This is a genomic window from Nocardia brevicatena NBRC 12119, from assembly GCF_000308495.1.
Taxonomy (GTDB): domain Bacteria; phylum Actinomycetota; class Actinomycetes; order Mycobacteriales; family Mycobacteriaceae; genus Nocardia; species Nocardia brevicatena.
On sequence record NZ_BAFU01000248.1, the window covers coordinates 61065 to 87440 of the forward strand.

Genomic DNA, 26376 nt, shown 5'->3' on the forward strand with positions numbered 1-26376 from the left:
TGAAACTCCCGTGACCAGTTGCGCGCCCGGCCTGCGGCCCACGTGCCGGCATACTCGGTCATCAGATCGAACCGGGACGGTTCGTCTGCATCGCAGCAGAATACGACGACGCTTTTTCGGGAACGCGATGTCTTTGTCCTGCTCAGCGACCTGCCTTCGCAGACGGTGGAGACCATTCGGTTGAGCCGGGTGTGGCGGTGGAGAATTATCGTCGAAAACCCATTGGCTATATGTGGTCGCGCCCGGGCAGGATGCTCAACGTGGACCCTGTCCTTTGCGGGCTCGCCGCCAATCCGGCCCTGCCATCCGACCTTGTCGACCGGCTGGTCTTGGTCGCCGATGCCGAGATTGCCGCGGACCTTGCTGGTCGTGGGGCCCTCAACGGGGCACAGGCTGTCACGTTGGCCTCATGTTTCGAGGAAACCGTTGCGCGACTTGTGGACAGGGGCTTGCTGACGGCCGATGACGTCGATCCCACTACGCACCCACTGGCCGCGCTTGCACTGCTCGAAAAAGGTGATGGTCCCCCGGAGTGGGCGCGCCTGCTGATGGAAGATTCATCTCCTGAGCGGCGGGAAAGGTTGGCTGCGTGCCTCCGCTTGCCGGCCGATGTGATGGGGATACTCGCTACCGACACGGACGCGCGGGTAGTCGCAGAACTCGCGCTGTGGACGACACCGGATATCGCGGCCGTGCTTGCGGCACATCCGCACGCAGAGGTCCGCTCCGCGGCGGCGGCCAACGAGGCGACGCCACCTGCGGTGCTGGCGGCGCTGATCACCGGCGAAGGATTGCCTCCAGCCCGGCGATGCCTGGTCTGCGACCGCGAGGAAACACCGTTCGTGCACGATCCGCGCTGCTCGCGGCTCGATTGTGATCTCAGGCCGGATGCTTCTTGCGACGGTTCCCATGAGTCCACCGTTCACGAGCTATACCAAAGGGCGTTGTGGAACCCGGGTTACGCCGACCGAAGCTGTTGTCGGTTTCGTCGACCACCCGTCGATGCTGCTGCGCGAGCAGCTCGCCGCCCGTACTGATCTGCCGTTGGAGACGTACCGACGGCTTGCCGACGATCCGATTCCCGGTGTCCGGGGCGAACGAGCGGAGAATCCCGCGATCGATGCCGCACTGATCCGCATGTTGGCCGCCGATCGGGGCTACGACGTGCAGCGCAGGTTGGCTCACAACCGGCATGCGCCCCTCGATGTACTCGCCTGTCTTGTCGGCGCCACCAAGATCGGTTCCACCCTGCTGTCGAGGATCGCCGCCGCCTCTCCCGCCGAGGTCGAGGAACTGGCCGAGTTGCCGCATCCGGTCCTGCGGATGCTTCTGGCTCAGCGACGCGATCTGCCGACTGGGATCCGTGACGCGCTCGCCGCCGATCCCGATGCGAAGGTGGTCAAATCCGTAGCGCCGCATCCGGGCCTGTCCGAAGTTCAACTACGCGCGATGGTCGCACGCCATGGCGTACGCGTTCTCGCCGCAGTGGCGTCGAATCCAGACGCCTCACCGGTATTGCTGGAGGATCTGGCCCGGTACAAACCCACGGTGCATAAGGCGTACCGCGAGATTGCCCGGCACCCCAATGCGACGGCTCCGTCGCTGCTTGCCTGTCTGGCGGACAGGAAAGCAAGGCGTATCGCCGCTGGACACCCGGCCCTGCCGTCACCGGTCATCGTCGACCTGCTCACCGCCGACGACGACTGGCAAGTGGTGGAAGCCGCGGCCGCAAACCCGTCACTACCACGTGCGGTCATGTACGAGCTGGTGCCCTGGTCATCGTGATGGGATGCACTGCCGTGGCTGGATGGCCGCGGCAGTGCACTTTTCCGTATGTGGGTCACCAGGCCCGGAGCAGAGTGCGTCGGGGCACGGCAAATAGCAGCCTCGAGGTCAGGCGGAGGTCAACGCATCTGGTACAGAAAGTCGGAACCCTCCCTTCAGAGAGGGAGGGGGTCGGACTTCATTTGGTAGCAATGTCAGACGGCAGGCTTCAGCCGGCTGTCGCCTCGGAATTCGGCGATGGGATTCCCGTGCTCGTCGGTGATGGCGACGTCGTAGATTCCGCTGCGGCCGAACCGGGCCCGCTCGACAGCCACGGCCGTGAGGTGGGCGCCGGTGCGGGTCGGCCGGATGTAGCGGATATCGGCGCGCGCGGCGACCGCCGGGTGGTTGTGACTGTTGCAGGCCAGGGCGAAGGTGGTGTCTGCGAGGAGGAAGACGTATCCACCGTGGGTGATGCCATGGCCGTTGATCATGGCATCAGTGATGGTCATCTGTGCTGTGGCGTGACCGGGGCCGATGTCTATGACCTGGATGCCGAGTGCGCGGGAGGCGTTGTCGGCCTCGAACATTGCGGCCGACAGGTCCGCCGTGGTGGGGTCTGTGGATGTCATCCGGATACTCCGCGGTGGGGTAGGGGCGACCGTGCGGGCCGCGAATGCGACCCGCACGGTGGCTACTGTTGATGTTCGACGTACATCGTCACCGGGCCGGTGGCGAAGTTGCGCACATCCCTGGCGGCGGCCTTCATTTCGGGGGAGTTCAGGGCCTGCTGCAGCGTTTCTTCGGTTTCGAAAGCGAGATGAGCGACGGCGTAGTAGGGCGGGGTCGAACCGTCGAGGGAGGCGCACTTGGCCCAGGTGAACCCTTGCAGACCGGGCACTTTCAGGGTGAGCGGGATGTGTACGGTGCGGTAGTGCGTGTCGAACGCGGCGGGATCGGTGGGGGTGCCGTAGCAGACGGCGATCCGGCGGCTCATACGCTCTCTTCCTTCGGTTTGGCGACCAGGGTGAGGACGTCGTAGGTGGCAACGGCCTCGTCGTTCTGATTCGTGACGACGGTGTCCCAGCGGACCTCGCCGTAGTCCGCGCCGCTGCGCGGGGTGATCTGCTTGGCGGTCAGGGTGACGGTGAGTTCGTCTTCGGCCTTGACCGGGGTGAGGAAGCGCAGGTTGTCCACGCCGAAGTTGGCCAGCACCGGGCCAGGAGCGGGATCGACGAACAGTCCGGCTGCCAGCGAGACCACCAGGTAGCCGTGCGCCACGATCCCGCCGAAGAGCGGATTCGCCGCTGCCGCTGCCGGATCGGTGTGGGCGTAGAAGGTGTCGCCGGTGAACTCGGCGAAGTGGGCGATATCGTCCAGGGTGACCTGCCGCGGGCCGCCGACGATGGTGTCACCGAGGGTGAGTTCGCCGAGGTCTTTGCGGAATGGGTGCACGCCGTCGTCGACACGGGCAGAACCGGGCACCCAGCGGTTGCCGACGGCGGTGAGCACCTGTGGGCTGCCCTGGACTGCGGTGCGCTGCATATGGTGCAGCACAGCGCGGATACCGCCGAGTTCCTCGCCGCCGCCCGCACGGCCCGGGCCGCCGTGCACCAGCACCGGCAGCGGTGAACCGTGGCCCGTCGACTCCTTGGCGCCGACGGTATCCAGGACGAGTACGCGGCCGTGGTACGGCGCCAGGCCGAGCACGATCTTGCGGGCCAGGCCGGTGTCGCCGGTGACGACGGAGGCGACCAGACTGCCTCGGCCGCGCGCGGCGAGCTCGATGACCTCGGCGGTGTCGTCGTAGCCGATTACTGTCGCCACAGGCCCGAACGGCTCGATGTCGTGTGGTTCGTCGGCGGTGTTGTCGGTGCTGCGCAACAGGATCGGCGGCAGGTAGGCGCCAGGCCCGGCCGGCGGTTCGGTGGAGCCGAAGACGATCTCGCAGCTCTTGGTCAGTGCCCGTACCGCCTGCAGCACTTCCTCGCGCTGCTCGACGTTCACCAGGGCTCCCATAGTGACGCCCGGGGTGTCCGGGGGGCCGACGACGACCTTCTCGAGCCGGACCTTCGCTGCGGCGATCACGTCGTCCACCAGGGCGTTGGGTACGAACGCGCGGCGGATTGCGGTGCACTTCTGGCCCGCCTTCGCCGTCATCTCGACCACGAGCTGTTTGACGAAGAGGTCGAACTCCGCGGATCCGGCGGTCACATCGGTGCCCAGGATCGAGGCATTGAGCGAGTCGGTCTCGGCGGTGAACCTGACACCGCGCGCGACCACCGCCTCATGGGTGCGCAGTACGCGGGCGGTGTCGGCGGAGCCGGTGAACAGGATCGAGTCCTGGACACCGAGGTGTTCGAGCAGGCTTTGACCGCTGCCGCAGACCAGCTGCACCGAACCCTCGGGCAGCAGGCCGGATTCGACGATCCGGCGGAATACCAGTTCGGTCAGGTAGGCGGTCTGTCCGGCCGGTTTCACGATGGTGGGCAGCCCGGCGATGAAGGCGGGTGCCAGCTTCTCCAGGAAGCCCCAGACCGGGAAGTTGAACGCGTTGATCTGCACCGCGACACCGCGGCGTGAGGTGTAGATGTGCCGGCCGAGGAAGGTTCCGGCTTTGCCGAGCCGCTCGACGGCGCCGTCCAGGACGACGGTGTCGTTGGGCAGCTCGCGCCGCGCCCGGCTCGCGTAGCTGAGCAGGGTGCCGATACCGCCGTCGATATCGAGACCGGAGTCCCGCTCCGTGGCGCCGGTCGCGCGGGACAGCTCGTGGAACTCCTCCTTGCCCGCCAGCAGGGTCTGGCCCAGCTTCCCGAGCGCGGCCGCGCGCTGATGGAAGGTCAGCGCGGCAAGCGCGGGGCCGCCCACGGTGCGCGCGTAGTCCACTGCGGCAGCGTAGTCCAATCCTGTGGAGGAGAATCGGGCGATCTCGCTGCTGTCGACGGCGCTGTACACCGGCGAGCCCTCGTCGGGCGCGCTGTACCAGTTCCCTGTCACATAACTTTGCAGAAGTCTGCTCACCACGTCTCCTTGAACCGTCCGTTCGGTCAGTAATTACGATCCCTTCAGGGCGGAGTCCTGTCAAGGAGGCCGCCGAAATCAGGTGGTGCGCAGGCCGTCGAAGGTCAGGGCGGCCACGGCGTCGGCAAGCTGATCGGGGGTGGCGCCGCCTCGCGGGCGATACCACTCGGTGATCGAGTTGACCATGCCGAACAGCAGTCGGCCGATCAGGGCCGGATCGATATCGGGACGCAGATCACCTTCGACGGCGGCGTCTTTCGCCAGCGTCGCGACGAACTCGTCGAACTCGCGCCGTCGGGCCAGTGCGCGTCGCTCGACCGCGCTGTTCCCGCGGACCCGCAGCAGTAAGGTCACGTAGGGCAGTTCCGCGACGAGGACCTGCACGCTGCGGCGCACGAGGTGTTCGAGTCGCGCCACCGAGCGACCGCTGGTGGCCTCCGGCTCCGTAGTCGCGGCGAACAGCGCGTTGAGCGCGCGCGACAGGGCGAGGTCGAGTAGCTCCTCTTTGCTCGTTACATGGTGATAGATCGCGGATTTGCTGATCCCGAGGCGCTTGGCGAGCACTTCCATACTGGTGCCGTCGTAGCCCTTCTCGTTGAAGACCTTGACGGCGACGGACAGTAACGAGTCCAGGTCATAGCCCGGGCGCCCCGGGCCCGGTCTGCGAGTGGCGTGTGCGGAAGTCATGACCAAATCCTCTCAGGTGTCGGCCAGTTGGTGGCGGATAATGTCGAGACCTTGATTACTGACCGAATGTTCGGTAATAATTCGACTATCGGCGACAGGAGTTGAGACGTGCAGAACGTGTATCTCGTCGACGGGGCCAGGACCCCGCAGGGGCGCTACGGCGATGCCTCGGCGCAGGTGCGTCCGGATGATTTGGCGGCCACAGTGGTCGCCGAGTCGGTGCGGTGGGCCGGTATGCCCGCCGACACCGTGCTGGGTTGGCGGTTCACCAACTCGCGCTCCACGGAGGCCGATCGGGCTGTGCTGGGTGAGTCGCCGCAGGCGCGCAAGGTGACTCTGTCCATGGGTGAGACCGCCGAAGAGGTGGCCGCCGCCGAGAACATCACCCGCGTCGAGAGCGACGCGTTCGCGCTGCGGAGTCAGCAGCGCGCCGCGGCCACGGTGGCCGCCGGGCACTTCGATCGTGAGATCGTCCCGGTCACAGTGGGCGATACCGAGGTCTCCGCCGACGAGACACCGCCCCCGGACACCACGCTGGAACCGTTGGCGCGGCTGCGGCCGGTCTTCCGCGCCGATGGAATCGTCACGGCGAGCTCCTCGGGTGCGGCCGCGCTCGCGGTGGCGAGCGAGGCGGCGGTGCGTGAACACGGTCTGACCGTGCGGGCGCGCCTCGTCGCGAGCGCGGGTGCCGGTGTCGCACCGAACGTGATGGGACTCGGACCGATCCCGTCCACCCGTAAGGCACTCGACCGTGCCGGGTGGGTGGTCACGGATCTGGATGCCGTGGAACTCAATGAGGCCTTCGCCGCTCAGTCCCCTGGGATGATCCGGCAACTGAAACTCGACGAGAAGATCGTCAACGCCGACGGCGGCGCCATCGCCCTCGGCCACCCGCTGGGTTGCTCCGGCGCGCGGATCCAGCTCACACTGCTGGGGCGGATGGAGCGCGGGAACCACCGCCGCGGACTGGCGACCCTGTGCGTGGACGTCGGCCAGGGCGTCTCGATGCCGGTGGAGGCGCCGTGACCGAGCAGTTCCGCACCCTCGAGGTCGTCGAGAGCGACGATCGGATCACGGTGATCCTCGACAGGCCCGAGCAGCGCAATGCCATCGACGCGGAGATGATCGCCGAACTGCACCAGGTGTGCGAGCGCCTGGAGCGGGAGCCGAAACTGTTGCTGCTCACCGGCCGCGGTGACCATTTCGCCGGCGGCGCCGACATCAACGAACTGCGCATCCGGGGCCGCGACGCGGCACTGGCCGGTATCAACAGGAACCTGTTCGATCGGGTCGCCCGGCTCCCGCTACCCACCGTCGCAGTGGTCAACGGCTACGCCCTCGGTGGCGGCGCCGAACTCGCCTACGCCTGCGATATCCGTATCGCCACCCCTACCACCGTGTTCGCCAATCCCGAACCTGGACTGGGCATCATGGCGGCAGCGGGCGCCGCCTATCGGCTGCCCGCCCTGATCGGAGTCTCGTCGGCCAAACAGGTGCTACTCGCCGGCGCACGCATCGACGCCGAGACCGCGCTGCGCAGCGGGCTGGTCATGACGATCGTCGCGGACGGCACGCCCCTGCAGGCCGGCCACGACCTGCTCGACCGCATCGCCGGCAACTCCGCGCTGGCCCTGCGACTCACCAAGCTGGTCGTCGACGCATCCGGTCCGCGGCCGCTCGCCGACGACCTCGCCCAGGCCGTCCTGTTCGAGACGACCGACAAACACAACCGCATGACCGCATTCCTGGAGAAGAGGACTCGATGACCACCCGGACACCTGACATCGTCGCCGTCATCGGTGGCGGCCGCATGGGTGCGGGCATCGCGCAGGTGTTCGCCACCCTGGGCGGCACCGTGACCGTCGCCGAAGCCGGCGACCGAGAGGCAGCCACCGCCCGCATCACCGAGGGGCTCGAAGCGGCGGCCCGGAAAGGCGAACTCCCCGGCACCACCCCCGAGGAGGTGCTACGCAGGGTGAGCGTGGTCGGTGCGATCACCCACCTGCCCGCCGAGGCCGCGCTGGTCGTCGAAGCGGTGCCGGAGGACATCACCCTCAAGATCGATGTGCTGGTCGCCGCGGAAAAGACCGTCGGACCCGAGGCGGTCATCGCCTCCAACACCAGCTCACTGCCGATCGGTGAACTCGGTGCCGTGCTGGCGAACCCGGCCCGCTTCCTCGGCATGCACTTCTTCAATCCGGTGCCCGCGTCGAGCCTGGTCGAGATCGTGCGCTCGGCCGCGACCGGCGAGCCGGCAGTCGCGGAGGTGCACGACTGGGTCACCGCGCTCGGCAAGGAAGGCATTGTCGTCAACGATTTCCCCGGCTTCGCGACCAGCCGCCTCGGCGTGGCACTGGGGCTGGAGGCGATCCGCATGCTCGAGGGCGGCGTCGCCGACGCCGAGGCCATCGATCGAGCCATGGAACTGGGCTACCGGCATGCGATGGGGCCGCTGCGCTCCACCGACCTGGTCGGGTTGGATGTGCGGCTGGCCATCGCCGAACACCTGGCCGCCGAACTCGGCCCGCGCTTCGAGCCGCCACAACTATTGCGCGACAAGGTCGCTCGCGGCGAACTCGGCCGCAAGACCGGCCAGGGCTTCCACACCTGGAACACCTCGAAGAAGGAGATGCGATGAGCACCCCAACCACCGACCCTGTGCTCGTCGAGTCCGCCGCCGGACTCGTCACCATCACCCTGGCCCGGGCGGAGGCGGCCAACGCGTTGAACACCGCGGTCAAGGAAGCGCTGCTCGCAGCGGTGCGCAAGGTGGGCGAGGACTCAACCGCACGGGCTGTGCTGTTGCGGGCCGAGGGTAAGCACTTCTGCGTGGGCCAGGACCTGGCCGAGCACGCGGACGCGCTGCGCGCCGGCCCCGGGCCCGCCATGAGCACCATCGCCGAGCACTACAACCCGCTGATCACCGCCTTGGCCGAGCTCGACATCCCGGTGATCGCCGCGGTGAACGGCGCCTGCGTCGGCGCCGGTCTGGGCCTGGCGCTGGCCGCCGACATCCGGGTCGCCGCCGATAACGCCACCTTCGCCACCGCGTTCACCGGCATCGGCCTGGCGAGCGACTCCGGGCTGAGTCATGCCCTGACCCGCAGCCTCGGCGCCGGCCGCGCCGCCGGACTGCTGTTGCTGGGCGACAAGATCACCGCCGAACAGGCCGAATCATGGGGCCTGGTGCATCGCCGCGTGCCTGCGACGGAGTTGGCGCAGACCGCGCGCACCATCGCGGCGCGCTTGGCCGCGGGCCCGACCGCCGCGTATCGGGCGGTCAAAGACCTGATCCGCCATAGCGACGACGAGCTGGACGGCGCGCTGGAGCGCGAGCGCGCCGTCCAGGAGGAACTCGGTGCGACCGACGACCATCGCAACGCGGTCGCGGCGTTCCTCGACAAGACCACCCCCGTGTTCACGGGCCGATGAGAAGAGACGGCCGATCATGACTTCTACCGAAAACCTGCAATCGCAGTTCGACCACACCATCACCGCCGATCAGCGTGTCGAGCCGCGAGACTGGATGCCCGACGACTACCGCCGCACCCTGATCCGGCAGATCGCCCAGCATGCCCACTCTGAGATCATCGGTATGCAGCCGGAGGGTGCCTGGCTCACCTCGGCTCCTTCGCTGCGCCGCAAGGCGATCCTGATGGCCAAGGTGCAGGACGAGGCCGGGCACGGACTCTATCTGTACTCGGCCGCCGAGACGCTCGGCGCCGACCGCGGCGAGCTGACCGCCAAACTGATCTCCGGCGCCCAGAAGTATTCATCGATCTTCAACTACCCTAGCCTGACGTTCGCCGATGTCGGCGTGATCGGATGGTTGGTCGACGGCGCGGCGATCTGCAACCAGGTGCCGCTGTGTCGCAGCTCGTTCGGCCCGTACGCGCGTGCCATGGTGCGCATCTGCAAGGAGGAGTCCTTCCACCAGCGCCAGGGCTACGAGCTGCTGATGACCATGATGCGCGGCACCACCGAGCAGCGGGAGATGGTGCAGGACGCCGTCGACCGCTGGTGGTGGCCGGCGCTGATGATGTTCGGCCCGCCCGACGAGGCCTCACCCAACACCGCGCAGTCCATGCGGTGGCGGATCAAGCGCCACACCAACGATGAACTACGCCAACGTTTCGTCGATATGTCCGTTCCCCAGGCCGAGGCGCTGGGTGTTACCCTGCCCGACCCGGAGCTGAAGTGGAACGACAGCCGCGGGCATCACGATTTCGGCACTCCCGACTGGGATGAGTTCAACCGGGTCATCTCCGGCGACGGCCCCTGCAACGCCGAGCGCATCGCCGTGCGCCGGGCCGCCCACGACGAGGGCGCCTGGGTGCGTGAGGCCGCGGCCGCGTTCGCCCGGCGCGGAGAAGGAGCACGGTGATGTCGGGCACCGACGGAACCCGGTCGGACTGGCCGCTCTACGAAGTGTTCGTCCGCGGTAAGCGCGGACTCAACCACGTCCACGTCGGTTCGCTGCACGCCGCCGACGACGAGATGGCGCTGCGGCACGCCCGCGACGTCTACACCCGACGCAACGAGGGTGTGAGCCTGTGGGTGGTGCGCTCGGAGGTCATCGCCGCCTCCAGCCCCAGCGAAAAGGACCCGTTCTTCGACCCGAACCGGGACAAGGTCTACCGCCACCCGACCTTCTACGAGATTCCCGACAACGTCCCGCACATGTGAGGCAACAGTCATGATCGATCACGACAACGCCTACTCCGGCCTGTTGGAGGGCGACAACCACGATCGGTGGGCCTTCGGCGGCGATTTCGACGACCCGCCGGCGGGTACCGACACCTCGGTGCCGGCCGGCGTGGACCACGGCGCGCTGGCATGCTACTGCCTGATGCTCGCCGACGACGCCTTGGTCAGCGCCCAGCGACTCGTCCAGTGGTGCACCCACGCCCCCGAACTCGAGGAGGAAGTCGCCCTCGCCAATATCGGCCTGGACCTGATCGGGCAGGCGCGACTGCTGTTCGCCCGCGCGGCCGCTGCCGACCCCGGTGTCGTTCCGGCGATTTCGCCCACCTCGCCGGTGCCCGCGGAGGACGCGCTGGCGTTCTTCCGCGACGCCGGAAACTACCGCAACGTGCGGTTGTGCGAACTTGCCAACGGTGACTTCGCGCACACCGTCGCGCGGCTGCTCATCTTCGTTACATGGCGCACGCTGCTGTTCGACCGCCTGCGCGACTCCGGCGACCCGGTGCTGTCGGCGATCGCGGAAAAGGGCCTCAAAGAACTCACCTACCACCGTGACTACGCCGCACGCCGGCTGGTCGTGCTGGGAAACGGCACCGAGGAGTCGCGGAGCCGGACCGGAAACGGCCTTGGCGCGCTGGCGCCGTTCGTCGGGGAATTGTTCGCCATCACCGACGAGGAGCGGGAACTCACCGGCGCGGGCATCGCGGCCGACCCGGCCGGGCTGCGCGCGGACTTCGACCGCATCCTGGCCACCATCCTCGACGCCGCGAACCTGGAGCTGCCTACCGCCGACGCCGCAACGCCCACACCGATCGGGCGTCGCGGTGAGCACACCGACGATCTCACGGTTCTGCTCGCCGAGATGCAGAGCGTGGCCCGCGCCCACCCGGAAGGGCGGTGGTGAGCATGGCCACCGACGCCCTCGACGCCGTCCGCCGGATCGCCGCGGCGGTCCCGGACCCGGAGATGCCGATGCTGACCTTGGCACACCTGGGGATACTACGCGATATACACGCCGAAGCCGACGGCACCGTGGTCGTGACGATCACTCCGACCTACTCCGGCTGCCCTGCCATGGCCGAGATCCGGGCTGACATCGCGCGCACTCTGCGCCGTAGTGGCCACCCGCAGGTGCGGGTCGATACCGTACTCACGCCGGCCTGGAGCAGTGACTGGATCAGCGAGGACGGCCGCCGCAAGCTGCGCGAGCACGGTTACTCGCCGCCGGGACCCGTGCCGCGCCCTGGGCCGGTCGCGCTGACCCTGACTCCCGCCGCACGCCGAGTGCTCTGCCCACGCTGCGACTCGCCGGACACCCAGCGCATCTCCGAGTTCGGAGCCACCGCGTGCAAAGCGCTCTACCGGTGCCGGACGTGCCATGAGCCGTTCGACCACGTCAAGGAGATCTGAGATGACGATCGCCACGCGGCGACCCGCGCCCGTACCACGGACGGGGGTGTTTCACACCTTGACCGTCTCGGCGGTGGAACGGCTCTGTGACGACGCCGTGGCCGTCACCTTTGCGGTGCCCGACGAACTGCGTGAGCGGTTCCGCTTCCGACCCGGACAGTTCCTCACCCTGCGGCGCGAGGTCGACGGCATCGAGCACCGACGCTCCTACTCGATCTGCGCCCCGGCCGGGCAGGCACTGCGCGTGGGTGTGCGGGAGGTCTCGGCCGGGCTCTTCTCCCGCTGGCTGGTGCGGGAGGTCTCCGCCGGTGACCGCGTGGACGTGCAGGAACCATCCGGTGCCTTCACAGCCGACCCGGCGAACGGTGGCCGCCACCTGCTCATCGGCGCCGGATCGGGCATCACACCGCTGCTGTCGATCGCCGCCTCGGTGCTGACCCACCCCGATGCCCACGTCACTCTGCTCTACGGCAACCGGCGCACCCGCTCGGTGATGTTCACCGACGAGATCGCCGACCTCAAGGACCGCTACGGTCCCCGACTGTCGGTGATCCACGTGCTCTCCCGAGAGCCGCGCGATGTGGAATTGTTCTCCGGGCGACTGGACGCCGAGCGGATCCGGGCCATCCTCACCGAGCTTGTTCCACTCGACGCCCTGGATCACGCCTGGCTGTGCGGTCCGCTCGGCGTGGTCACCGACGCGGTGACGGTGCTCGGCGAACTCGGCATGGACCCGTCCCGCATCCACCGTGAGCTGTTCTACGTGGGGGAGGTCCCGCCGCCCCCGAACCGGCATCGGGAGACCGGGGAGACCGGCCCCACCAGCCGGGTCACCATCACCCTGGACGGGCGTTCCACCATCGCCGACCTGCCGCGGGGCCGAACCATCCTGGACGCGGCCGTGCAGGTCCGCTCCGACCTGCCCTTCGCCTGCAAGGGCGGCGTCTGCGGCACCTGCCGGGCCCTGGTCTGTGCCGGTGAGGCCGACATGCGCCGCAACTACGCGCTCGACGACGACGAGGTAGCCGCCGGCTTCGTACTCACCTGCCAGACCTATCCGACCACCGACACTCTCACGGTCGACTTCGACCGCTGACCGCGTTCACGAAGGAAACCCGCCATGAGCACCGCCGCTTCCGCACCCGAGAACGTCTCCGACACCGATATCGAGTACGCCGACCGCGACCGCATCGCGGCCCTGCAGCTCGAGCGGCTGCGCTGGTCGTTGAACCACGCCTACATCAACGTCCCGCACTACCGCGCGGCGTTCGACACCGCCGAGGTGCACCCCTCGGACCTTCGGGAACTTTCCGATCTGGCCCGCTTCCCCTTCACCACCAAGGCCGAACTGCGGGCGAACTACCCGTTCGGCATGTTCGCCGTACCCCGGAACCAGGTGAACCGGATCCATGCCTCCTCCGGCACCACCGGCAGACCCACGGTCGTCGGGTACACCCGGCGGGATCTCGACAACTGGGCCGATCTGATCGCCCGCAGTATGCGTATCGCCGGGGTGAACCCCGGCGATATGGTGCACATCGCCTACGGCTACGGGCTGTTCACCGGCGGACTGGGCGCGCACTACGGCGCCGAGCGTCTCGGATGCACGGTGGTCCCCATGTCCGGAGGCATGACAGAGCGCCAGATCCAGGTGATCCAGGACTTCCGGCCCGAGGCCATCATGGTCACTCCCTCCTACATGCTCACGATCGTCGACGCGATGATCGAGCAGGGCATCGACCCGGCCACCACTTCGCTGCGAACCGGCATCTTCGGCGCCGAGCCGTGGACCGAGTCCATGCGCGCCGAACTCGAGCAGAAGTTGGGCATCCAGGCCGTCGACATCTACGGGCTGTCCGAGGTCATGGGTCCCGGCGTGGCGATGGAATGCGTGGAGACCAAGGACGGCCTGCACATCTGGGAGGACCACTTCTACCCCGAGGTGATCGACCCGGAGATCGGCGAGGTGCTGCCCGACGGCGCCGAGGGAGAGCTCGTCTTCACCTCCCTGACCAAAGAGGCCTTCCCGATCGTGCGGTATCGGACCCGGGACCTGACCCGGCTGCTTCCCGGCACTGCCCGGACCATGCGGCGTATGCAGAAGATCACCGGGCGCAGCGACGACATGATCATCCTGCGCGGGGTGAACTTGTTCCCCTCACAGATCGAGGAACTCGTCCTGAGTGTCCCGGCGCTGTCGCCGCAGTTCCAGTGCGTTCTCGACCGGCCCGAACGCCTGGACCGACTGACCGTACGGGTGGAATGTCGGGTCGACACTTCCCCCGATGACCGCCTATCGGCGGCTGTAGCGTTGAAACAGCAGATCAAGCAACGAATCGGCGTCAGTGTCGTCGTCGATGTACTGACTCCCGACTCGATCGAGCGGTCACTCGGTAAGGCGCGGCGGCTGGTGGACCTGCGCCCGAAGTAGGCCATGGAGCCGGCCGAACGAACCCTCGTGACAGTCGTGGCGCCGTCGTCGACGGAGCGTTTCGGCGCCTGGCGGAAACCGATTTCGCAGGTCTTCGTTCCGCTGGATACCAGGCTGTTGTCGGATGCGGTATTCGTTCGACGGTTCGCTCGGCTGCCGCACCGGGGGTTCGGTCCAAGTCGGCCGTATGGCCGTCTACGATACGGCGGTACCACCTCGCGGCATGCCACCCGACGAAGCCTGCCCGCCTCGCTGTTTCGCAGCAGCCGACGCACTGCTCTGTCCTCTGGTGCGTGCACGGCCAAAGAGCCGTGCGCCAATCGGCCCTGACAGGGCTCGGTAGTTTCGCGCAAAAACCATGGATATGGGCGTATTTCGCTGTTCAGCGTCCTGGACTTCGGTATCGAGCACACCTTCACCGCGGTAGTCGATTTCGAGATCGACGACGTAGCCCTCATCGAGAGAAAAGTTGCGCCGGTTCTCCGGGGTCGACGCGGTGGTCATGACATTCGCCTACCCGGACGACCCTGTCCTCCACACGTGTTCCGGCTCTTGGAACAGGACCCTCGCACCATGGACAGGTGCCGAAGATCCATCTGTTCCCCTCGCCGGACACGGTAGGCCCGAGCCCTGTCGCGGGCTCGGGCCTACCGTCGGTGATGCCTTACTCGGCGTGCGGCAAGTGATCGCTACGCGGGTAGCCGGTACTTGTCGATGAGGGGAGCGAGCAGCTCGGCGGCGCGAGCGCCGGAGATGACGTCCCCGGCGTCGACCGGGGTGACGGTCTTCGAGTTGGTGTCCTCGTAGACGTGTTCACCGATCATTTTGCCGTGCTCGTCGTAGGGCCATACGAAAGCCAGGGTCCGGCGGACCAGATACCAGGCGTCGGGGTCGTATTCCGAAGCGGTCTTCGCATCGTCGCCGATCGATCCGAAGACGTTGTCGCCCAACATCTTTCCCGGAACGAACTGGCTGAACTCGGCTTCGCCGGAGAAGCCGTGATCACCCACGGCGATATGCTGCCTTCCGGTCCACATGACAAGCATATCCAGCTCGGCCAGGGACTGGTAGAAGCTGCGCACCTGGTCCATGCCGTCCAGGATGACCCCTTGCCCGCCTTCGAAGATGCGGTAGTGCGGATGGGTGACGGTCATCTCGGGGGCGAGGAGTTCATCGTAGCGGCCGGAGACCTCGAGGAGCGCATGCCTGCGGTAGTTGATGAGGATCTTCCGATGGGTCGGGTTGGGCAGCGAGTCGATCAGCGCGTCGATATCGTCCATCATATGGACGAGCTCTTGCTCGTAGGAGGTGCGCGGTGCGGCCGTGTCGTGTCCCTGTAACGTGGTCATTTCGGACTCCTAAAGGTGTTTGCTGAGGTCTGGGTAGCTGCCGATCTCGTAACCGCCGTCCACGACGAGGCTCGCTCCGGTGATGTAGCCGGCGGCGCCGCTGGCGAGGAATACCGCGGGCGCGGCGAGTTCGGCGGGCTGCGCTGGGCGTTTCAGGACGGCGTTGGCGTAGAACTCGCTCATGATCTGCTCGTTCTCGAGGATGAAGCCCGCCATGGGTGTCTGTACCAATCCGGGCAGGACGGTGTTGACCCTGATACCGTGCGGGGCGAGCTCCAGAGCGGCGTTCTTGCCGAACATGTCCGCGCCGGCCTTGCCTGCCGCGTAGGCGCTCCCGCCGTAGAGCGGGATGTGGGCATTGACCGAGGCGATATTGACGATCGCGCCGCCCTTGCCGGCCCGGATCATGCTGCGCGCGACATATTTCGTGCAGAGATAGACGCTGCGCAGCACCACGTCGACGGTGAAGTCCCAGTCGTCTTCGGCGAGTTCGGTGATCGGAGCGGGCCGAAGGCCCCCCGCCACATTGAAGAGGCTGTCGATGCCGTCGAGTTCGGACTCGGCCAGTGTTACCGCCGCCTGCACATCGCCGATGTCGGTGACGCTTCCCGGGTGCGAGATGTAGGCGTCACCGAGCTTTTCGGCTGCTGCGGTCAGTCCTGCGGAGTCGAGGTCGAAGGCGACCACCTTGCCGCCCGCGGCGATCAGTTGCTCGGCGATCGCATAGCCGATTCCCGATGCCGCGCCGGTGACGATGGATTTCTGGGGTGTTGCCGTGTTGAGCATGCTGTCCTTTGTTACTGGTGCGGGACTTTGTAGGGCGCGGTGGCACCGGCATCGATGGGTAGAGCGACGCCGGTGACGTAGCGCGCCTCGTCGGAGGCGAGCCACAATGCGGCATTACTGACGTCGATCGATTCGATCCACGGAACCGGCAGGGCATTGAGGCCCTTCATGAGCTCGGATGCCAGTTCCCGGTTCGGGTTTTCGACTCCCGGAAGGAACAGCTCACGGGTTTCGGCGTTGTCGATCATCGGCGTGTCGACGGTGGTGGGGTGGATCGAGTTGACTCGGATCCGATGTGGGGCGAGTTCGGCGGCAAGAGCGCGCATGAGCCCGGTAACGCCGTGCTTGGCCGCGGTGTAATGGGCCAGATTGAGGAACGCGACCAGGCCGGCGACCGAACTGGTCAGGATTACCGAACCGCCCTGGCCGCGCGTGACCATGGACGGCACGATGGCTCGGACGGTTTTCCAGACGCCGGTCAGATCGATATCGATAACATCCTGCCACTGCTGTTCGGTGATCTCGAGCGCCGGCCCGAAGCTGCCGACACCGGCATTGGCGACCAGTACGTCGACGTGTCCGAAACGGTCGATGGCCGCATCGCGGGCCCGTTCCAGCGCGACCAGGTCGCGGACATCACACTGGACGCTCAGTACGCCGGCGCCGCACTGCTCGACCTGTCGCACGGCTTCGGCCAGATCGTCCGGAGTGGCCAGCGCATAAGGAACCGAATCGATCTGACCGCAGTGGTCGACCAGTACGATATCGGCGCCTTCCTGCGCGAACCGCACGGCGTGTGCACGCCCCTGTCCGCGAGCGGCCCCGGTGATGAAAGCGACCTTGCCCGCGAGTCGTCCGGAAGCGCGGCTCATCGGTCACCCCTTCGGTCGTGCATGGATACGGAGGGGTCCGTGGCGTAGTCGACCACCTGGGTCAGTGCAACGGCATCGTTGTCGCGTGCCATGTAGTAATGCAGGCGGGCATCGGCGACGACCCCGAGGCCGCCGTCGGGTAGGTAACCAGCGATCGGGCCCTCGACGAAGGCCAGCATGGTCGTGCCCTGCGGTGAGATCGGTTGATGGACGGCGCCTGCGACCTCACAGGTGTACGTGCCCTGGCGGCCTGGATCGTCCTCGTGATAATGGAAGCCGCCCTCCAGGATGTAGGCCTGCACATTGCCCATATGCCAATGCGGTGTGGCCTGTACGCCGGGATCGACTTGCAGGATCAGGCTGAAGCTGCCGTTGACAAGATTCGCATAGAGCAGTTTGAAACGGGTTCCCGGCATAAGCCAGTCCGTCCAAGGAATCGCGTCGGGGTCTATGAATTCCTTTCGCGAGCCCTTCGGGGTGACCCCGGGATTGTTCATCCAGAAGGCCGACCCGACAGGCGTCGAGATAGTCAAGTTTCGGGTCCTCTCGAGTGAATGGGATGCGTTGAGCACCGCTTCCGCGGCCGCGATGACGAGAATTCATTGCGCCGGTCTCCGTGAGGCGGGACATTTACCAATGTGGCTTCTACTGTGATGTGATGTCCATTACATTACTCGAGGGAGGTGTTAACCTTCCGGTTATCAATACAGGCCGGCGGCATTCGGGCGGGTTCCGCCGGCCCACGGCGAGAGAGGCTGTCGTGGTAGACCTGAACCTGCATCTGGTCTCATATCTGGTCACGGTGCTCGACGAGGGCCACTTCGGCCGCGCCGCGCAACGGCTCTACATCAGTCCGCCCGCGTTGAGCCAGCAGATCCGCAAACTCGAGAACAAACTCGGTGTCGAACTGATCGACCGGTCGGCGCACCCGTTGCAACCGACCGCGGCCGGGCGCCGCTTCCTGCCCGAGGCGCGTGCCGCGCTCGCCGCCGCCCAGCGAGCGCTCCACACGGTGCGGGTCGACGGTGAGACGCTTCGCCTCGGCTTCATGACCGCGGCCCTCGGTGCGCGCACCCGGCCACTACTGGACCTGGTGCGCCGGGAAGCGCACGTCGCTTCCATCCAGCTCGTCGAACTCGCCTGGTCGGAGCAGGCTTCGGCCGTTCGCAACGCCAAGGTGGACGCCTCGCTGATGCGTCCGCCCGTGGCGGACGCCAGTGGCCTGCGCCTCGATGTCCTGTGCAAGGAACCCAGGGTCGTGGCCGTACCTGCCACACACCCTCTGGCGGGTAGAACATCGGTCTCGGTCGCCGATCTCGACGGCGAACCGCACGTGACCGACCAGGAGGCAGACCAGGAGTGGGTTCGCTGGTGGGCATGCGATCCGCGCCCGAGCGGTAGACAAGTCGTTTACGGACCCTCCGTACGCACCATGGACGAACTGCTCGAGGTCGTCGCCTCCGGCGCGGCCATCTCGATAACGAGCGGGTTCGTCCAGGACTCCCATCGCCATCCCGATGTGGTCTTCGTTCCGATACACGATGTGGAACCGGCATCGCTGTGCCTGTGCACCCGACTGGCGGATACCTCGCCCCTGACCCAGGCGCTCCGGGACGCCGCACGGCGGATCAACGAACTGAATATTGATCCGTCGGACCTGACATCGATGCCGTGACAGGGACGCTCGAAACAAACCGAAATTGCTCATCGTGGTCGTGTCTATTCGGTTGTGCCGAGAAAGATATGGTTTGCCGGACCTGAAAGCTTTTAATGCCTTCCGGCGGCGCCTCGAATCGCGGCGAGCGTACGGGAATGCGGCCTTTCCTTCGCGCACGGCCATGCCGAAGTCGGCCGGCGGGTCGAGTAATTGCCAAGGGGCGAACCCACCGAGTTGTCCGACGCTCGAGCGGATCTCCCGGCAGACGGTCGACGCGACCGGGCTGATCCGATCGGATTTCCCGTTCGATTGCAAGGTCGGCTTTCCGTGCCACGGTATCGCCTCCACCGGCAGCATCGATGTCCCCGGACGCGGGAGCAAGCCGATACCCGGTTACCACAGCAATCTACCCAGACGCGGTACCGGACCGCGCCGGACAGCAAAACGGTCGACGACGTGAGGAAAGCGCCTGCCCGTCCACCGATTTGATCGCGAGAGTGGTCCGAGGCGAATCCTTCCCGCAGATCGGCAAAGCGAACGTCACGGGCCCCGAACATGTGGGCGAAGGCCCGAACGCTCCGCCTGCGATCGCGACGGTGCAGGCGAACAATGTAGTCATGGGTCGATCCACACGCGGTGTGCTGATGAAACGTTGCGCGCTCCGACGGTTTGTGCGATAAGAACCTGACGAAAGGTGCTCCGGTGGTCCGGGTGTCCATTCGCCGCATCCCGTCCAGCCGCACGAGGAATCGATCACATTATGGCCGCACCGGTGGTGTTCACCAGCTACTACTCCGACCAGTCGAACGACAACGGTTTCCAGTGGGAGTTCCGCTGTGATCGCTGCAGTACCGAGTACCGCTCCTCCTACCAGCAGAACTACTTCTCGCGTGGGCGCGGGCTGTTGCGGGTGTTACGAGACCTCTTCGGCGATCACTTCAGCGTGCTGTACAAGGCATCCTCGGCTGCCGACAGTTACTCCAACGCCTGGGGCGGCTCGGCGTCGAGCACAAAGGACAAGGCATTCGCTACCGCGGTCGACGAAGTCAAACACGACTTCCGGCTCTGCGGGGGTTGCGGATCCTGGGTGTGTGCTCGGATCTGCTGGAACGAGCAGGTCGGGCAGTGCGCCCGCTGCTCACCCATGGTCGCCCACCAGCTTGCCCAAGCTCAGGCCGAGGCGCGCGAGGTACAGATCCGCGACGCGGCGCACCGGCAGGACTGGGCACAGCAGCACGACGTCGCCACACCGGCGCGGGTGTCCTGCCCGACCTGCGGCGCGACCACCTCCGGCGGTCACTTCTGCTCCGCCTGTGGCACCGTGCTCGACCTGCGTTCGGATTGCCGCGGCTACGGACGGGCGGTTCAGGTAGGTGCGGCGTTCTGCTCGAACTGCGGCCGACCCCAGTAAATTCCGGTACCGCTGCGGCGAACTCGCGGTGAGTCCCGGCCGACCTCTGCGGATGTCCCAGGGTTGGTGACAAGATGGGACGGGGTCGATACTTCTGCTCGGCGGGCATCCAGCACCATCGACCAGTACGCGCCGACAGGGTGCGCGCGCACGTGGTGATGTGCTGGTGGCCGTTACCGGACCAGATGAGGGATTGTGACCGACGGCCGGAGGAGTCGTCGCGCTGCTGTCAACGGATATGCAGAAGCCTTTCGGTTACGTCCATGCGCCACTGCCGGTCCGGGCTCGGCGTCGAAGCGGCGGTTGACCGGGTCCGGGTGTGGACCGGCCTGCCGATCCTGTGTCGTGCAACCTCGGCGGCGTCGGAAGATCCCGGCCGGTTCAGCGACCACCGGGAACACTATTTCGGGAGGACGTTCTCCCGCGCAAAATACGCCGCCGCCTTGCGCAGCACCTCGTTCTCGAGCTCGAACCGGTAAGTCCTGCGCCGCAGCTCGGCCGGATCCTTGCGTTCAGCGCTGGTCACTCCGTCGCGTGCGCCTTCGTCGATGTCGGCTCGTTGTCGTATCGGTGACTGTGGTCTTCTCTCCCGCGGCTGCGCGTTTGGCGTTCATATCCCGAATGCGCGTGTCCAGATGCGCGGCGACCTTGTCGGTGCTCTCGTGCCGCTCGTCTCAGGCCCGCTTCTGCTGAAATTCCTACGGGGCAACGTCGTCGGGGACAGGCAACCCGGTTCGGGGTATGAGGCGAACCGCGACGAGGTGCGGATCGGCCGCAGGACGGCTATTTTCAGACGACACCAATATGAGGTATCGATGTTTCATATCAGATGATGGAGGGCGACAGTGCGCATTCTTTTGGTCGCTAGTGCATTCAACAGCCTTACCCAGCGCGTATACACCGAACTGTGCACCCGCGATCACTACGTTGGTGTCGAGCTGGCCCTCGACGACGACCTGTTGCGCGCACGAGTGGCGGCCTTCCACCCGAAGCTGATCCTCGCACCCATGCTCACCACGGCGATTCCGAAGGACATCTGGTCCGCGCACACGGTGTTGATCATGCACCCGGGACCGAAGGGGGACCGCGGGCCCTCATCCCTCGACTGGGCCATCCACGAAGGCGAACACGAGTGGGGCGTCACAGTGCTTCAGGCGATCGAGGAGATGGATGCAGGCCCGATCTGGGCCTCGGTACCGTTCACCGTCCAGCCCTGCGGCAAAAGCGAACTGTACCGCAACGAGCTCGCCGACGCCGCCGTGCGGGCTGTGCTACTCGCGGTCGACCGCTTCGCCGATGGCCGGTTCGAGCCCGAGCCTCTGGACTACCGTCGTCCGGATGTCCGGGGACAACTGCGTCCCTATCACGATCAGCGGATACGCCGGATCGACTGGACAGCCGACGACACCGCAGTCGTGTTGCGGAAGCTGCGCGCCGCCGATTCGCAACCGGGTGTCCTGGACGAGCTGTACGGGCGGGAGTACTACCTGCACGGCGGCCACGGCGAGGATCGGTTGCGCGGCGTTCCGGGCACCGTGATAGCCACCCGAGACGGCGCGATCTGTCGGGCCACTGTCGATGGCGCGGTATGGCTGCCGCAGCTGCGTCCCCGCCGTGTGGCAGGCGGCCCACCGACGTTCAAGCAGCCCGCCACCGACGCGCTCGGGTCCGAACTGCCCGCATCGGTTCCGGAAGTCCCGGTCGCACCTGCCGCGGCCGCCTTCCGTGATACCTGGTCCGAGCTTCGCTACCGGGAAGAGGGCACCGTCGGTTACCTCGAGTTCTCCTTTCCCGGCGGCGCGATGAGTACTCGCCAATGCCGTAGGCTGCTGGCAGCCTTCCGGCAGGCGTGTGCGCGGCCGATCGATGTACTCGTACTCGGCCCGGGCCGAGACTTCTTCTCCAACGGCATCCACCTGAACGTAATCGAGGCGGCCGACGACCCGGCCGAGGAATCCTGGCTCAACATCAACGCCATGAACGACTTGGTGGAAGCGATACTCACCACCACGGACAAGTTCGTGATCTCGGCGGTGGCAGGAAATGCGGCGGCCGGCGGTGTGATGCTGGCGCTGGCCGCCGATGAGGTCTGGTGCCGCGAATCTGTCGTATTGAATCCGCACTATCGGCTGATGGGTCTGCATGGTTCGGAATATTGGACCTACACACTGCCCCGGCGTGTCGGCGCGGCCGAGGCCGAGCGCCTGATGCGAGAAGCTCTTCCTGTTGGTACCCGAGACGCCGCGACGCTCGGCCTGGCAGACCGCGTCCTACCCGGTAGCGCCGAGATTTTCTGGATCTCGATACGACGTGCGGCGACAGAGCTGGCCGACAGCCCGGAGTTGGCGAGCCTCCTCGTGGCGAAGAAGCAACGCCGAGCCGCCGACGAGGCAATCAAGCCATTGGCCGCCTACCGCGGCGAGGAGCTGAGCCATATGCGCCGCAACTTCTTCGCCCCAGGTGAGCCCTACCATGAGCTGCGGCGACACTTCGTGCACGCAGTGCGCCCCACCCGAACACCACCGCATCTGCTCGGCTGATCCCCACACGCCACGCTTGCCCCCAACCGACAACCGTTCTCCAACCCTCGACAGCCGGGCCTCTTCGTCCTCGGATTGCTTTTATCCGAGACCGCATTGGCCACGGAGTATCTACGTGCTGAAACTCGATCACTTCAGCGCCGGATGGATAACCTCCGCCCTGGCCTACACCATGTCGGTCGTCGGACCCGTCCTCGGTCTGCGATGCGCAGTCCATGCCCGATCGTCCGAGTGGCGCGGCGGCCGGCTCGTCGCCGCAACTGTCGCTCTCGGTGGTGCCGGAATCCGGGTCATACACTTCACCGCGATGCTCGGCTTTTCCACCTACGGTGGGAGGATCCGCTACCACGTGCCGATGACCGTGTTCAGCGCGACGGTAGCGATCGTGGTGGTGTGGCTCGGACTGTCGATCGTCGTGCGTGGCCGGCGGGAGAGTTCGATGCTGCCACTCGGGGGCGCCACCACCGACTTCGATGTGGCCGTCATGCACTACATCGGCATGTACACGATGAACACCGACGCGGGCATCGAATGCCTGCGCGTATCGGCGGCTCATCGTCGCTGCCACCTCGGTTCGGCGCCATTGCGGGGGCGGCTGTCACCTGGTCTGGGTGGCACACCCCTCGAATGCGCCACTGGCGTCCCGGGACTCGCCGCTGGATGTATCCCTGTAACGCTTATGGCAGTCGGTCCGACACTTATGACAACAGTTGGAGGACAGCAATATTCGTAACGTCACGATGCCGTGGTGCGCCGGTTTCGGTGCGCCGATGATCACGTGCACGAACGAATATCGAAACCGCAGCTTGCTCAAGGACCTTCGAGGAGTGCGCAATGAACGTCGGACTATCGGCTGTGGTGTCGATCGCTGCAACCGTCGTGATCGCAACCGCCGCATGCGGCACCGACTCGGGCACATCAGCCGGAGCTCCAACGTCGGCGGGGAGTACGATCACCGCGTCACCGGCGGGTCCGGCGGGGGCACGGACCCCAGCGGTCGGCGAACAGCCGGGGGCGGCGCCACAACCGGCTACGGCGCCACAACCGCCTCCTGAGGCCACGGCGGCTCCCGAACCACCCGCTGCGACGACCGAGTCTCCCAGCACGCAGGCGGCGCCGGAGGGTAGTGGCCACGGCCTGTGCTTCGACGCCAACTCGGCGCTCGCGGCGGCCGCGGTCACCAGATTGGCCGCGCCGACCGGCGGCGGGTCCTGGACAATCCAAGGGGCGAGCGAGGATCCGATCGCGGCGGGATGTTCCGGGGTGCTGTCGTGGATGACGGTGGAATGGCCGGGAATTCATCCCGGCACGCATGTTCTGTTCTTCACCGGCGGAAAGTATCTGGGGACCGCGAGTACGCAGCCGTACGCGTACACGACAGTGCTGGGCAAGACCCGCGACACGGTGTCGGTGCAGTACCGCTGGCCGGAGAAGAGCGACCCGCTGTGCTGCCCGCAGGGAGGACCGAGCGTCGTGACGTTCACCCTGAGCGGCACCACCGTGCAGGCGAACGGACAGTTCCCGCCGGACAACTGAACAGTCCGGCCGATCCTGCTGGATTTCGCTTTCCCTCAACGCCCGGCTACAATGCGGCGAGCAGTCCTTGGTCGAGTCGGCTCGCAGTGTGGTGCCGGTATTGTCCACCGGTCATTTTCTGCGGGCCGCTCGCCGAACCCTGCGTGCGTGTCTCCACGCATCCCAGCACCCGCCGGTAGCCTCGAGTGCCGAAATATTGGATCTCCGCGGTTGTGTCGTGCGCGCGCCGCCTGGGCCGGAAACTGTAGGAGACCGGCAAAAGTCGGCCTCGAGATCTCGGCGTGGTGGCCGAGGCGGTTGATCACGGCGACGATGTCATTGCCGAACACCTCGCCCCAACAGCCGAGACCTTGCTGCTGGTCACGATCAGTGAGGCGCGTTCGTGGCGGGAGGAGACCAGTTGGAAGAACAGCTTGGCGGCTTCGTTCTCCAACGAGATGTGCACAGCCGACCTCGTCGACGACCAGCAGCGGGCAGCGGCAGAGCTTGATCAGCTCGGCCTTCGACCGGCCCGCATGGTGGGCCCCGGCCAGGCGGAAAGATGTCCAGCGGGGCCGCCTCACTGACCCGATGGATGGCGAGACACCCGCCTACACCGCACACTCATCCACGGGTTCAACCGGCGCGCAGGCTGAACCGCGACAGCGTCCACCGGGTCTCGGCATTGCGCTGGTTTCGATGGAGATATCGCCCTCCGGCAACCCTGAGCGCGCCCATGACGCGAATCTCTTCCCGGCTCTGGACCGGCGCGCCTGGACAGTCCCTGACTACCCGGTCGCTCGAGACCTGAAGCCCTGGCGGCAACGGCTCACACCCGACGCTGCGGATTCCTGCCCATACGGTGCAACAGCCGGTCCTGCGGAGATGCGTCGTCAGTGAGTGCGCATGCAGGAGCGGCGAAGAACCGATGCGTCGTCTCCGCGGCGACCGGTGTTTCCGTCAAACCAGCGTAGATCGCTTCGAGATTGTCATCGATCCACGCGATCAGGCCGGGATCGAGGTGATCATCGACACCCACGGCCCGCGCGAGCTCCCATGCGTGAATGGCGGTATCCGTGGTGCGCACAGCCAGCGCTTGTTGCCCGGACACTCGACCCAAGGGGTAATCCAGTAGCTGCTGCAGCGCTCCAGGCCGGCCGAACGCGTCGGCGCATTCCCGCACCGACGCGGCATACGCGATAACCGGGTCGCCACTCAGAGCGTCGACGTCTCGCATCCGCAGAAAATCTGCGCCGGTGCCACCTGTCGGCAAACCGACGTAACTCAGATTCCCCCGGGTCATGTGATTGACCAGCTGACGCACGTTCCACTCCGTGCACGGAGTCGGCGACGTCCATTGCCCGGGGCGGACCGATCGCAATCTCCATTCGAACTCGGCACTGGCCGTGACGAACCGATCGATAATCCCTGTCAGTACGTCGGTCATATCGACCAATCCGACTTTCGCCGGCAACTCATGCCGGCGGATACCCGACATCACATTCCATTGTGGACTCGACGATCATGCGGGCCCATCGACACGTAGCCGGTGCCCGCCGTGACCACAACGGCCAAGCCGAACCGCCGGGCGGCTCCGGTGGGTGCGAGCCCGACGACCACACACTCGGCCGGTCATGAGGCGGATGGACGACGAAGCTGCATCCGGCGTGCGAGGCCGGTTGCCGGGTGATGGGAATGCCGGTCATCGCCGAGCAGGCCGGAGACGGCCCACAACTCACAGCGATCCTCGACCGGGTCGAGGTACCCAAACCCGGTGGAGGCCGGGCACAGACCGGGCCGGGTGTTGGCCGGCAAGGCCTATCCCAGTCGCACAACCGCGTGTGGCTGCGACGGCGCCGGATCAAGGCCACGATCCCGGTGCCGGCCGATCAAGCCGTCCACCGCCGCGCTCGCGGCCGCGCCGGTGGACGGCCACCTGCGTTCGGCTCGATGCTCTCTCGCGACCGCAACACCGTCGAACGCGGCACCAACCAGCTCGAACTACACCTGGCAGTCGCGACCCGGTTCGACAAACTCGCGGTTCGCTACCTGGAGACCATCCACGTCGCCGCCATCAACCAATGGCTCCGCCACGAATGAGAGTGGGCGGTCCGCCGGTCCGCCCACTCTCGATCACTTCGACACACACCCTGGACCTGGACGACACAGCACACCAACGTCCAACAAAAGACAGCGCGCCGCACCTCAGCGACCCCGCGCCACCCGATG

Annotated in this window: 29 protein-coding genes and 1 pseudogene; 18 read left to right on the forward strand and 12 right to left on the reverse strand. The window is 66.4% G+C overall.

What is annotated here, in order from left to right:
- The first annotated feature begins 191 nt into the window (after window positions 1-191).
- Together ON20_RS38400 and ON20_RS38405 are read left to right on the forward strand one after the other, a co-directional pair.
- A complete protein-coding gene (locus ON20_RS38400; RefSeq protein ID WP_218002743.1) occupies window positions 192-1037 on the forward strand; it encodes a hypothetical protein in 846 nt (281 codons plus the stop codon).
- On the forward strand, window positions 1003-1785 hold the full coding sequence (locus tag ON20_RS38405) for a hypothetical protein (protein WP_218002744.1): 783 nt from the start codon (window positions 1003-1005) through the stop codon (window positions 1783-1785). The genes ON20_RS38400 and ON20_RS38405 overlap by 35 nt, the downstream gene beginning before the upstream one ends.
- 194 nt (window positions 1786-1979) lie before the next feature.
- On the opposite strand, the gene paaI is transcribed toward ON20_RS38405, so the two are convergent.
- The 4 genes from paaI to ON20_RS32275 form a co-directional block, all read right to left on the reverse strand.
- Complete coding sequence (gene paaI / locus ON20_RS32260; RefSeq protein WP_040842095.1) at window positions 1980-2396, reverse strand: hydroxyphenylacetyl-CoA thioesterase PaaI; 417 nt, start codon at window positions 2394-2396, stop codon at window positions 1980-1982.
- 62 nt (window positions 2397-2458) lie between these two features.
- Window positions 2459-2761 (reverse strand): EthD family reductase, encoded by a 303-nt coding sequence (locus tag ON20_RS32265; RefSeq protein ID WP_040842003.1) that lies wholly within the window; start codon window positions 2759-2761, stop codon window positions 2459-2461.
- Window positions 2758-4785, reverse strand: a complete 2028-nt coding sequence (paaZ, locus tag ON20_RS32270; RefSeq protein ID WP_040842097.1) for a phenylacetic acid degradation bifunctional protein PaaZ — start codon at window positions 4783-4785, stop codon at window positions 2758-2760. Before paaZ ends, ON20_RS32265 begins: the two co-directional genes overlap by 4 nt.
- Before the next feature lie 78 nt (window positions 4786-4863).
- Window positions 4864-5472, reverse strand: a complete 609-nt coding sequence (locus tag ON20_RS32275) for a TetR/AcrR family transcriptional regulator (RefSeq protein WP_040842004.1) — start codon at window positions 5470-5472, stop codon at window positions 4864-4866.
- A 108-nt stretch (window positions 5473-5580) separates the two neighbouring features.
- Here ON20_RS32275 and ON20_RS32280 point away from each other — a divergent pair, with 108 nt between their 5' ends.
- From ON20_RS32280 to paaK, 10 genes are read left to right on the forward strand one after another with little or no spacing between them, the layout of a single operon-like run.
- Window positions 5581-6498, forward strand: a complete 918-nt coding sequence (locus tag ON20_RS32280; RefSeq protein ID WP_040842005.1) for a thiolase family protein — start codon at window positions 5581-5583, stop codon at window positions 6496-6498.
- On the forward strand, window positions 6495-7238 hold the full coding sequence (locus tag ON20_RS32285; protein WP_040842006.1) for an enoyl-CoA hydratase/isomerase family protein: 744 nt from the start codon (window positions 6495-6497) through the stop codon (window positions 7236-7238). Before ON20_RS32280 ends, ON20_RS32285 begins: the two co-directional genes overlap by 4 nt.
- The gene (locus tag ON20_RS32290) at window positions 7235-8110 is read left to right on the forward strand and encodes a 3-hydroxyacyl-CoA dehydrogenase family protein (protein ID WP_040842007.1); all 876 of its coding nucleotides are present in this window, start codon (window positions 7235-7237) and stop codon (window positions 8108-8110) included. Before ON20_RS32285 ends, ON20_RS32290 begins: the two co-directional genes overlap by 4 nt.
- The gene (locus ON20_RS32295; RefSeq protein ID WP_040842008.1) at window positions 8107-8904 is read left to right on the forward strand and encodes an enoyl-CoA hydratase-related protein; all 798 of its coding nucleotides are present in this window, start codon (window positions 8107-8109) and stop codon (window positions 8902-8904) included. Before ON20_RS32290 ends, ON20_RS32295 begins: the two co-directional genes overlap by 4 nt.
- A 16-nt stretch (window positions 8905-8920) precedes the next feature.
- Window positions 8921-9856 carry a 1,2-phenylacetyl-CoA epoxidase subunit PaaA gene (gene paaA, locus ON20_RS32300; RefSeq protein WP_040842009.1) on the forward strand — a complete coding sequence of 312 codons (936 nt, stop codon included), beginning with the start codon at window positions 8921-8923 and terminating at the stop codon, window positions 9854-9856.
- On the forward strand, window positions 9856-10158 hold the full coding sequence (gene paaB, locus ON20_RS32305) for a 1,2-phenylacetyl-CoA epoxidase subunit PaaB (RefSeq protein WP_040842010.1): 303 nt from the start codon (window positions 9856-9858) through the stop codon (window positions 10156-10158). The genes paaA and paaB overlap by 1 nt, the downstream gene beginning before the upstream one ends.
- A 10-nt stretch (window positions 10159-10168) precedes the next feature.
- Window positions 10169-11080 carry a 1,2-phenylacetyl-CoA epoxidase subunit PaaC gene (gene paaC / locus ON20_RS32310; protein ID WP_040842011.1) on the forward strand — a complete coding sequence of 304 codons (912 nt, stop codon included), beginning with the start codon at window positions 10169-10171 and terminating at the stop codon, window positions 11078-11080.
- A gap of 2 nt (window positions 11081-11082) precedes the next feature.
- On the forward strand, window positions 11083-11586 hold the full coding sequence (paaD, locus tag ON20_RS32315) for a 1,2-phenylacetyl-CoA epoxidase subunit PaaD (RefSeq protein WP_040842012.1): 504 nt from the start codon (window positions 11083-11085) through the stop codon (window positions 11584-11586).
- 1 nt (window position 11587) lies between these two features.
- Complete coding sequence (gene paaE, locus ON20_RS32320) at window positions 11588-12682, forward strand: 1,2-phenylacetyl-CoA epoxidase subunit PaaE (protein ID WP_040842013.1); 1095 nt, start codon at window positions 11588-11590, stop codon at window positions 12680-12682.
- A gap of 24 nt (window positions 12683-12706) precedes the next feature.
- Entirely contained in the window at window positions 12707-14017 is a 1311-nt protein-coding gene (gene paaK / locus ON20_RS32325) for a phenylacetate--CoA ligase PaaK (RefSeq protein ID WP_040842014.1), read from the forward strand.
- A gap of 195 nt (window positions 14018-14212) precedes the next feature.
- Here paaK and ON20_RS37210 read toward each other — a convergent pair whose 3' ends face one another.
- The 5 genes from ON20_RS37210 to ON20_RS32345 all read right to left on the reverse strand — a co-directional run bounded on the left by ON20_RS37210 (window position 14213) and on the right by ON20_RS32345 (window position 17521).
- Window positions 14213-14521, reverse strand: coding sequence for a hypothetical protein (locus ON20_RS37210; RefSeq protein WP_157229183.1), 309 nt, complete (start codon window positions 14519-14521; stop codon window positions 14213-14215).
- 185 nt (window positions 14522-14706) lie between these two features.
- Window positions 14707-15366, reverse strand: a complete 660-nt coding sequence (locus ON20_RS32330) for a hypothetical protein (RefSeq protein ID WP_040842015.1) — start codon at window positions 15364-15366, stop codon at window positions 14707-14709.
- 9 nt (window positions 15367-15375) lie between these two features.
- The gene (locus ON20_RS32335; RefSeq protein WP_040842016.1) at window positions 15376-16152 is read right to left on the reverse strand and encodes an SDR family NAD(P)-dependent oxidoreductase; all 777 of its coding nucleotides are present in this window, start codon (window positions 16150-16152) and stop codon (window positions 15376-15378) included.
- 11 nt (window positions 16153-16163) lie between these two features.
- Window positions 16164-17024: a mycofactocin-coupled SDR family oxidoreductase gene (locus ON20_RS32340; protein WP_040842017.1), complete on the reverse strand. Its 861-nt coding sequence runs from the start codon at window positions 17022-17024 to the stop codon at window positions 16164-16166.
- Window positions 17021-17521: a 2,4'-dihydroxyacetophenone dioxygenase family protein gene (locus tag ON20_RS32345; RefSeq protein ID WP_051163737.1), complete on the reverse strand. Its 501-nt coding sequence runs from the start codon at window positions 17519-17521 to the stop codon at window positions 17021-17023. The genes ON20_RS32340 and ON20_RS32345 overlap by 4 nt, the downstream gene beginning before the upstream one ends.
- 263 nt (window positions 17522-17784) lie before the next feature.
- Between ON20_RS32345 and ON20_RS32350 the strand changes: the two genes are divergently transcribed.
- Together ON20_RS32350 and ON20_RS32360 are read left to right on the forward strand one after the other, a co-directional pair.
- Window positions 17785-18699 carry a LysR family transcriptional regulator gene (locus ON20_RS32350; RefSeq protein WP_040842019.1) on the forward strand — a complete coding sequence of 305 codons (915 nt, stop codon included), beginning with the start codon at window positions 17785-17787 and terminating at the stop codon, window positions 18697-18699.
- A gap of 742 nt (window positions 18700-19441) precedes the next feature.
- Window positions 19442-20092, forward strand: coding sequence for a zinc ribbon domain-containing protein (locus ON20_RS32360; RefSeq protein WP_051163738.1), 651 nt, complete (start codon window positions 19442-19444; stop codon window positions 20090-20092).
- 400 nt (window positions 20093-20492) lie between these two features.
- Here ON20_RS32360 and ON20_RS40140 read toward each other — a convergent pair whose 3' ends face one another.
- The gene (locus tag ON20_RS40140) at window positions 20493-20618 is read right to left on the reverse strand and encodes a hypothetical protein (RefSeq protein WP_281032950.1); all 126 of its coding nucleotides are present in this window, start codon (window positions 20616-20618) and stop codon (window positions 20493-20495) included.
- Between the two features lie 319 nt (window positions 20619-20937).
- Here ON20_RS40140 and ON20_RS32375 point away from each other — a divergent pair, with 319 nt between their 5' ends.
- From ON20_RS32375 to ON20_RS37215, 3 genes are all read left to right on the forward strand, one after another.
- A complete protein-coding gene (locus tag ON20_RS32375) occupies window positions 20938-22632 on the forward strand; it encodes a hydrogenase maturation protein (RefSeq protein WP_040842022.1) in 1695 nt (564 codons plus the stop codon).
- 115 nt (window positions 22633-22747) lie between these two features.
- Window positions 22748-23365, forward strand: a complete 618-nt coding sequence (locus tag ON20_RS32380; protein ID WP_051163739.1) for an MHYT domain-containing protein — start codon at window positions 22748-22750, stop codon at window positions 23363-23365.
- Window positions 23366-23817: 452 nt separating this feature from the next.
- Window positions 23818-24168 carry an LppP/LprE family lipoprotein gene (locus ON20_RS37215; RefSeq protein WP_157229184.1) on the forward strand — a complete coding sequence of 117 codons (351 nt, stop codon included), beginning with the start codon at window positions 23818-23820 and terminating at the stop codon, window positions 24166-24168.
- A 272-nt stretch (window positions 24169-24440) separates the two neighbouring features.
- Here the strand turns inward: ON20_RS37215 and ON20_RS38410 are convergent.
- Window positions 24441-24704, reverse strand: a pseudogene (locus ON20_RS38410) (ATP-binding protein); the annotation flags it as partial.
- Window positions 24705-24976: 272 nt separating this feature from the next.
- The gene (locus ON20_RS32395) at window positions 24977-25645 is read right to left on the reverse strand and encodes a TIGR03086 family metal-binding protein (RefSeq protein ID WP_218002745.1); all 669 of its coding nucleotides are present in this window, start codon (window positions 25643-25645) and stop codon (window positions 24977-24979) included.
- A gap of 197 nt (window positions 25646-25842) precedes the next feature.
- On the opposite strand from ON20_RS32395, the gene ON20_RS32400 reads away from it, so the two are divergent.
- Window positions 25843-26247, forward strand: a complete 405-nt coding sequence (locus ON20_RS32400; RefSeq protein ID WP_218002746.1) for a transposase — start codon at window positions 25843-25845, stop codon at window positions 26245-26247.
- Window positions 26248-26376: the final 129 nt, after the last annotated feature.

What these genes read in the sequence shown, in the direction of transcription:
- ON20_RS38405 (WP_218002744.1), top strand. Translation starts at nt 1,003, where the DNA reads ATGCTGCTGCGCGAGCAGCTCGCCGCCCGTACTGATCTGCCGTTGGAG.
- paaI (WP_040842095.1), bottom strand. Translation starts at nt 2,396, where the DNA reads ATGACATCCACAGACCCCACCACGGCGGACCTGTCGGCCGCAATGTTC.
- ON20_RS32265 (WP_040842003.1), bottom strand. Translation starts at nt 2,761, where the DNA reads ATGAGCCGCCGGATCGCCGTCTGCTACGGCACCCCCACCGATCCCGCC.
- ON20_RS32275 (WP_040842004.1), bottom strand. Translation starts at nt 5,472, where the DNA reads ATGACTTCCGCACACGCCACTCGCAGACCGGGCCCGGGGCGCCCGGGC.
- ON20_RS32290 (WP_040842007.1), top strand. Translation starts at nt 7,235, where the DNA reads ATGACCACCCGGACACCTGACATCGTCGCCGTCATCGGTGGCGGCCGC.
- ON20_RS32295 (WP_040842008.1), top strand. Translation starts at nt 8,107, where the DNA reads ATGAGCACCCCAACCACCGACCCTGTGCTCGTCGAGTCCGCCGCCGGA.
- paaA (WP_040842009.1), top strand. Translation starts at nt 8,921, where the DNA reads ATGACTTCTACCGAAAACCTGCAATCGCAGTTCGACCACACCATCACC.
- paaB (WP_040842010.1), top strand. Translation starts at nt 9,856, where the DNA reads ATGTCGGGCACCGACGGAACCCGGTCGGACTGGCCGCTCTACGAAGTG.
- paaC (WP_040842011.1), top strand. Translation starts at nt 10,169, where the DNA reads ATGATCGATCACGACAACGCCTACTCCGGCCTGTTGGAGGGCGACAAC.
- paaD (WP_040842012.1), top strand. Translation starts at nt 11,083, where the DNA reads ATGGCCACCGACGCCCTCGACGCCGTCCGCCGGATCGCCGCGGCGGTC.
- paaE (WP_040842013.1), top strand. Translation starts at nt 11,588, where the DNA reads ATGACGATCGCCACGCGGCGACCCGCGCCCGTACCACGGACGGGGGTG.
- paaK (WP_040842014.1), top strand. Translation starts at nt 12,707, where the DNA reads ATGAGCACCGCCGCTTCCGCACCCGAGAACGTCTCCGACACCGATATC.
- ON20_RS37210 (WP_157229183.1), bottom strand. Translation starts at nt 14,521, where the DNA reads ATGACCACCGCGTCGACCCCGGAGAACCGGCGCAACTTTTCTCTCGAT.
- ON20_RS32330 (WP_040842015.1), bottom strand. Translation starts at nt 15,366, where the DNA reads ATGACCACGTTACAGGGACACGACACGGCCGCACCGCGCACCTCCTAC.
- ON20_RS32335 (WP_040842016.1), bottom strand. Translation starts at nt 16,152, where the DNA reads ATGCTCAACACGGCAACACCCCAGAAATCCATCGTCACCGGCGCGGCA.
- ON20_RS32340 (WP_040842017.1), bottom strand. Translation starts at nt 17,024, where the DNA reads ATGAGCCGCGCTTCCGGACGACTCGCGGGCAAGGTCGCTTTCATCACC.
- ON20_RS32345 (WP_051163737.1), bottom strand. Translation starts at nt 17,521, where the DNA reads ATGAACAATCCCGGGGTCACCCCGAAGGGCTCGCGAAAGGAATTCATA.
- ON20_RS32360 (WP_051163738.1), top strand. Translation starts at nt 19,442, where the DNA reads ATGGCCGCACCGGTGGTGTTCACCAGCTACTACTCCGACCAGTCGAAC.
- ON20_RS32395 (WP_218002745.1), bottom strand. Translation starts at nt 25,645, where the DNA reads ATGTCGGGTATCCGCCGGCATGAGTTGCCGGCGAAAGTCGGATTGGTC.
- ON20_RS32400 (WP_218002746.1), top strand. Translation starts at nt 25,843, where the DNA reads ATGCCGGTCATCGCCGAGCAGGCCGGAGACGGCCCACAACTCACAGCG.